The organism is Azospirillum sp. (assembly GCF_035627195.1).
Taxonomy (GTDB): domain Bacteria; phylum Pseudomonadota; class Alphaproteobacteria; order Azospirillales; family Azospirillaceae; genus Azospirillum.
The window spans coordinates 1-5,730 of record NZ_DASPMG010000430.1; the positions used below are offsets into that span (position 1 = coordinate 1).

Annotated in this window: 8 protein-coding genes; 4 read left to right on the forward strand and 4 right to left on the reverse strand. The window is 71.1% G+C overall.

Going from position 1 to position 5,730, the window contains the following annotated elements:
- On the reverse strand, window positions 1-1,343 hold a 1,343-nt coding region (locus VED21_RS36685), incomplete at its 3' end, for a diguanylate cyclase domain-containing protein (RefSeq protein WP_324891089.1).
- A gap of 254 nt (window positions 1,344-1,597) precedes the next feature.
- On the opposite strand from VED21_RS36685, the gene VED21_RS36690 reads away from it, so the two are divergent.
- The 3 genes from VED21_RS36690 (at window position 1,598) to VED21_RS36700 (ending at window position 3,251) form a co-directional block, all read left to right on the forward strand.
- On the forward strand, window positions 1,598-2,503 hold the full coding sequence (locus tag VED21_RS36690) for a DMT family transporter (RefSeq protein ID WP_324891091.1): 906 nt from the start codon (window positions 1,598-1,600) through the stop codon (window positions 2,501-2,503).
- An 83-nt stretch (window positions 2,504-2,586) separates the two neighbouring features.
- Entirely contained in the window at window positions 2,587-2,838 is a 252-nt protein-coding gene (locus tag VED21_RS36695) for a type II toxin-antitoxin system Phd/YefM family antitoxin (protein WP_324891093.1), read from the forward strand.
- Window positions 2,835-3,251: a type II toxin-antitoxin system VapC family toxin gene (locus VED21_RS36700; RefSeq protein ID WP_324891095.1), complete on the forward strand. Its 417-nt coding sequence runs from the start codon at window positions 2,835-2,837 to the stop codon at window positions 3,249-3,251. Before VED21_RS36695 ends, VED21_RS36700 begins: the two co-directional genes overlap by 4 nt.
- 3 nt (window positions 3,252-3,254) lie before the next feature.
- Here the strand turns inward: VED21_RS36700 and VED21_RS36705 are convergent, their stop codons facing one another.
- The 3 genes from VED21_RS36705 to gloB form a co-directional block, all read right to left on the reverse strand.
- Window positions 3,255-3,683 (reverse strand): cupin domain-containing protein, encoded by a 429-nt coding sequence (locus tag VED21_RS36705; RefSeq protein WP_324891097.1) that lies wholly within the window; start codon window positions 3,681-3,683, stop codon window positions 3,255-3,257.
- Window positions 3,684-3,694: 11 nt separating this feature from the next.
- Window positions 3,695-4,300, reverse strand: a complete 606-nt coding sequence (locus VED21_RS36710; RefSeq protein WP_414638393.1) for a glutathione S-transferase N-terminal domain-containing protein — start codon at window positions 4,298-4,300, stop codon at window positions 3,695-3,697.
- A gap of 114 nt (window positions 4,301-4,414) precedes the next feature.
- A complete protein-coding gene (gene gloB, locus VED21_RS36715; RefSeq protein WP_324891103.1) occupies window positions 4,415-5,185 on the reverse strand; it encodes a hydroxyacylglutathione hydrolase in 771 nt (256 codons plus the stop codon).
- Between the two features lie 36 nt (window positions 5,186-5,221).
- Between gloB and VED21_RS36720 the strand changes: the two genes are divergently transcribed.
- Window positions 5,222-5,730: class I SAM-dependent methyltransferase (locus VED21_RS36720; RefSeq protein WP_324891099.1), on the forward strand; the 509-nt coding region annotated here is incomplete at its 3' end.

Consider the following 5,730-nt stretch of genomic DNA (forward strand, 5'->3'; position numbering starts at 1 on the left):
GTCTTCAGCAGCTGGTCGCCCAGTTCGTGCCCCAGGCTGTCGTTGACCAGCTTGAAGCGGTCGAGGTCGAGGAACAGCAGCGCCACCGCGCTGTCGGCGCGGCGCGCGAAGCTCAGCGCGTGTTCCAGCCGGTCCTGGAGCAGCGTGCGGTTGGCCAGCCCCGTCAGCACGTCGTGGTAGGCCTGGTAGCGCAGCCGCTCGTCCTTGCGGCGCATCTCGGTGATGTCGCTGAAGATGACGATGTGCGTCTTCGGCCGGCCGTCGTCGCCGCGGATGGTGGTGACGCTCTCCCACTGCAAATAGGCCTCGCCGTTGCGGCGGCGGTTCCACACCTCGCCCTGCCAGAAGCCGGCCTCGTGCAGTTCCTTCCACATCTCCTGGAAGAAGCCGTCGTCCTGGTAGCCGGAGCGCAGCATCTCCTGGGTTTGGCCGACGGCTTCCGCTTCGCTGTAGCCGGTGATGACGGTGAAGGCCTTGTTGACCGACAGGATGCGTCCATCGGCGTCGGTGACGACGATGCCCTCCTGCGTGTTCGAGAAGACGCTGGCCGCCATCGCCAGCCGGTCCCGGCTTTCCAGGAGTGCGGCCTCGCTCTCCCGGCTGCGGCGCAGCGCCTCGGTGCGTTCGGCCAGGGTGCGCTCCAGCTCGGCGTTCAGGCCGTGGAGGCGGGCGGAGTAGTCGCGCAGCCCCTCGCGCATGTCGTCGATGGAGCGGGCGAGGTCGTAGATCTCGTCGCGGTCGCGGCGGTCGAGGTGCAGCGGCGTGTCCAGGTCGCCGGCGCCGATGCGGCGGGTGTAGTCGGCCATGCGCCAGAGGTGCCGGGTGACCAGCCGGTCCACCAGAAGGAAGATCAGCAGCGCGATCAGCGACGTCTTGACCGTGTTGGCGGCCAGGATGAAGCCGATGCGCTCCAGCGCGCGGGCGTACACGCCCTCCAGGCTGGCGGTGACGGTCAGCGTGCCGATGTCCAGCGTCTGGCCGCGGTGCTGCATGGTCAGCGGCCAGTGGCGCGTCAGCATGCCGCGATCCGGCGGGGCGCCGCTGGACGCGTAGGGCTTGCCGTCCACCTGCACCTCGGCGAAGGCGAAGTCGGGCAGGCGGCGGATGCCGTCCAGCAGCGTCTTCAGCCGCGCGCGGTCGGCCAGCCAGACGTTCTGCACGATGCTGCCGAGGTAGCTTTCCTCGATCTGCGAGAAGCGGCTGTCGATCTCGCCGACGTCGCGCCGGTATTCCTGGTAGAGCTGCAGCGTGGTGATGACGAGCGTGATCAGCGTGCTGCCAAGCACGATGCCGAGGATCAGCCGGCGCGCCAGCCGCTTGCCGCTGTGCGGGAAGGCGGTCATGGCACGGCCCTGTCCGGTGGTGCGGCCGCCGGTGGTGCGGCCGGTGGTGCGGCTGGGAAGGGTGTCAACGTCATGTTCGGTCTCGTGCGACCTGAAAAGGGCGCCGCTCCCTTCAGGGTACCGCCAGCCGGAAGCGGGGGATAGCCGAAAGTAAGGGGTGCGGGGCGATCGGCTGTGACCTTGTGTCTCGGGCGCCGCCCGGCTATGCAGGGGCGCGTTCGTCACCTGAAACCTTGGCTTGTGGAGCTTCCGTCATGACCGCCGACGTCCTCACCGGATCGCGCGCCGAGGTGCGCCGGGCCACGGCGATCGGCGGCACGGCGATCGTCCTGTGGTCGACGCTGGCGCTGCTGACCACCCTGTCCGGCTCCATCCCGCCGTTCCAGCTGGTGGCCATGGCGTTCGCGCTGGCCTTCGTGGTGGGCACGCTGGCCGGGCTGGCGCGCGGGCGCGACGTGGTGGGGGTGCTGCGCCAGCCGCCGCGGGTCTGGCTGCTGGGGGTCGGCGGGCTGTTCGGCTACCACTTTTTCTACTTCCTGGCCTTCCGCCTGGCGCCCGGCGCGGCGGTGGAGGTCAACCTGCTGAACTACCTGTGGCCGCTGCTGATCGTGCTGTTCTCGGCCCTGCTGCCGGGCGAACGGCTGCGGCGCGGGCACGTGCTGGGGGCGGTGGCCGGGCTGGCCGGCACGGCGCTGCTGATCACCGGGCGGGGGCGGGGGCTGAGCGTCGACGCGGCGGACCTGCCGGGCTACCTGTCGGCGCTGGCGTGCGCGGTCACCTGGGGGGCCTATTCGGTGCTGTCGCGCCGTTTCGGCAACGTGCCGACGGAGGCGGTGGGCGGCTTCTGCCTCGCCACCGCCGTGCTGGCGGCGCTGTGCCATCTGGCGTTCGAGACGACGGTGGTGCCGGCGGGCGGCGAGTGGCTGGCGGTGCTGCTGCTGGGCATCGGCCCGGTGGGGGCAGCCTTCTTCGTGTGGGACCACGGCGTGAAGCGCGGCGACATCCGGGCGCTGGGCGCGCTGAGCTACGCCACGCCGCTCCTGTCCACCTTCCTGCTGATCCTGTTCGGGCAGGCGGCGGCGGGGTGGACCGTGTGGGCGGCCTGCGCGCTGATCGTCGGCGGTGCCATCCTGGCCAGCCGGGACGTGCTGGGGCGGTGAGGGCGCGATGTTGGGCGGCGGCTTGACCCGCGCCCGACGCGCACCGATAGTCTGGACGTCACGCTCACGTGCGAGGTGCAGTGATGGACTGGCAACTTCAGCAGGCGGAGGGCCATCTCGGCGAGATCGTCGAGCGTGCCCACAAGGAAGGGCCGCAGTTCGTCTCGGTCGAGGGGGAGCGGTCGGCGGTGGTGCTGTCGATCGAGGAATACCGGCGCCTGCGCGAACCCGCCTCCGACCTCAAGGACTGGCTGCTCAACGGGCCGGTGCTGGACGACGAGACGGTCGCCATCCTCAACGATCGTCCCAAGCTGAACCGGGACGTCGAGTTTTGACGATCTACCTGCTCGACACCAACGTCCTTTCGGAAGTGCGATCGGCGCGGCCGGATCCGAAGGTCGTCTCGTGGCTGGCGGCACTCGACGCGGCGTCCATCCGCATCAGCGTGCTGACCCTGGGCGAAATCGAGAAGGGCATCACCGCCCTGCGCCGACGCGGCAACGAGGCCAAGGCGAACACCCTGCAGCAGTGGTTCGACAGCCTGCCGGCGGACTACCGCAGGCGGGCCGTTCCCGTCGACGAGGCCGTGGCGCTGTGCTGGGGCCGGCTGGCGGGCACGCACCACGCGTTGCCGCCGATCGACGGCCTGCTCGCCGCCACGGCCCTGGTGAACGGCTACACGCTGGTGACCCGCAACGTCCGCGACGTCGCCGTGACCGGCGTTTCGACGTTCAATCCCTGGAGCTGACCCTCACCCCGGCGTCCAGCCGTCCGGCGCCATTTCGAAGCCGGCGAAGTCGAAGGCGGGGGAGACGGTGCAGCCGACCAGGGTCCAGTCGCCCAGCGGGCGGGCCGCCTGCCAAGCGTGCGCCGGGACCACCATCTGCGGGCGCTCGCCGGCCAGAAGGTCCATGCCCAGCGTGTGCGTGCGCACCGTCCGCCCGTCCTCCGACACCGACAGCTCCAGCGGGCCGCCGGCGTGCCAGTGCCACATCTCCACCGCGTCGACGCGGTGCCAGTGCGAGCGCTCGCCGGCCCGCAGCAGGAAGAAGATGCCGGTCTTCACGCCGCGGCCGCCGTCGCCGGGCGCGTGGCGGTAGGTCTCCACGTAGTGGCCGCCCTCGGGATGCGGCTGCATCCCGAGGAGCTCGATGATCCGTTCCGGCGTCAGCTCGGCCATGGCGTCCGTCCTTACGCCGGGGGTGCGGTGCGGCGGTAGCCGTCGCGCGCCGAGGCGCGCTCGAACCATGCCGCCAGGGCGGGGCGGCCGGGGCGCCAGTCCTCGTGCCCGAAGCGGAAGTCCAGGTAGCCCAGGGCGGCCAGGACGGCGACGGTGCCGATGGTCATCTGGTCGGGCAGGCTGGCGGCCTCCGCCTCCAGCGCGTCGCAGGCGCGGGCGACGGCGGCGCGCTGGCGCTCCATCCACGCGGGCGACTTCTCGCCGTCCGGGCGGTTGGCCTCCAGGCGGCGCAGGATGGCGGCGTCGCAGATGCCGTCGGCCAGCGCCTGCTGGCGCAGCGCCGTCCAGCGCGCCGGGCCGGGGGGCGGGAACAGGCGCGCGCCGTCGTGCAGCGTGTCCAGGTATTCGCAGATCACCGGGCTGTCGAAGAGGGTGAGCCCGTCCTGCACGATCAGCGCCGGCACCTTGCCCAGCGGGTTGTCCGCCGGCAGGTCGGTTTCCGGCGACCATGCGTCGGTCCTGATCAGCTCGACCGCGTCGTCCAGCCCGCATTCGATCAGCACCATCATCACCTTGCGCACGTAGGGCGAGGTGGGGCTGTAGCGCAGCTTCATCATGGGATCCTGTCTCCCTCCCGGTGGTGAGGTGGTCTTATAGCACATTCCCGGCGTTAGGCCGGGTGTTGGGCCGGGCGTTGGGTTTTCGCTGCGCTCAACCCAACCTACGGCTCGTCAGAACGTGTCCTTGCGCTTGCGGATCTCGGCGAAGGCGGCGGCCGGGGCGGCGCCCTCCATGCCCAGCGTACGTTGGACCGACGGCTCGTCGGCGCGCAGGAAGGGGTTGGTGCGCCGCTCCAGGTCCAGCGTGGTCGGGATCGTCGGGCGGCCGGCGGCGCGCAAGCGCCCGATCTCGTCGGCGCGGGCGCGCAGGTCGGCGTTGTCCGGCTCGATGGTCAGGGCGAAGCGGGCGTTGCTCTGCGTGTACTCGTGGCCGCAGTAGACGCGGGTGTCGCCGGGCAGGGCGCGCAGCTTGGACAGCGAGTCCCACATCTGCTCCGCCGTGCCCTCGAACAGGCGGCCGCAGCCCAGCGAGAACAGCGTGTCGCCGCAGAACAGCGCCTGCTGGCCGGGGAAGTGGAAGGCGATGTGGCCCGACGTGTGGCCGGGGACGGCGATCACCGTGCCGGCGTCGCCGCCGAACGACACGCGGTCGCCCTCGTCCAGCGCCGTGTCCAGGTCGGCGATGCGGTGGGCGTCGGCGCGCGCACCGATGACGGTGGCGCCGTAGCGCTCCTTCAGCGCCGCGTTGCCGCCGATGTGGTCGTTGTGGTGGTGGGTGTTGAGGATGGTGGTCAGGCGCCAGCCGCGGCGGTCCAGCTCGGCGATCACCGGTTCGGGGTCGCCCGGATCGACGACGCCGACCGCGCCACTGGCCGGATCGCGCAGGAGGTAAATGTAATTGTCGCTGAAGGCCGGGATGAGATGGATGTCCATGGCGTGCAGTCCCTCGGCAGCGTTTCGTGCTATCGTTCCAACACCATGTACACCGATATCGTCGATTTGCGGGAGTTCTACGAGTCCGGCCTGGGCCAGGTGGCGCGGCGGATGATCCGGCGGCGCGTGCGCCAGATCTGGCCGGACGTGCGCGGGCAGATCGTCATGGGCATCGGCTACACCACGCCCTACCTGCGCCCCTTCCGCGACGAGGCGGACCGCGTGTTCGCCATCATGCCGGCCGCGCAGGGCATCACCTTCTGGCCGCGCGAGGGGCCGGGGCTGGTGGCGCTGGGCGACGAGGCGGACCTGCCGCTGCCCGACATGTCGGTCGACCGCGTGCTGCTGGTGCACGGGCTGGAGGGAACGGAGCAGCTGCGCCCGATGATGCGCGAGATCTGGCGCGTGCTGGCCGGCGGCGGGCGGCTGCTGGTGGTGGTGCCGAACCGGCGCGGGTTGTGGGCGCGCGCCGACTGGACGCCGTTCGGCCACGGCTTCCCCTACACGCCCTCGCAGCTGAAGCAGGTGCTGCGCGACACCATGTTCGTGCCGGA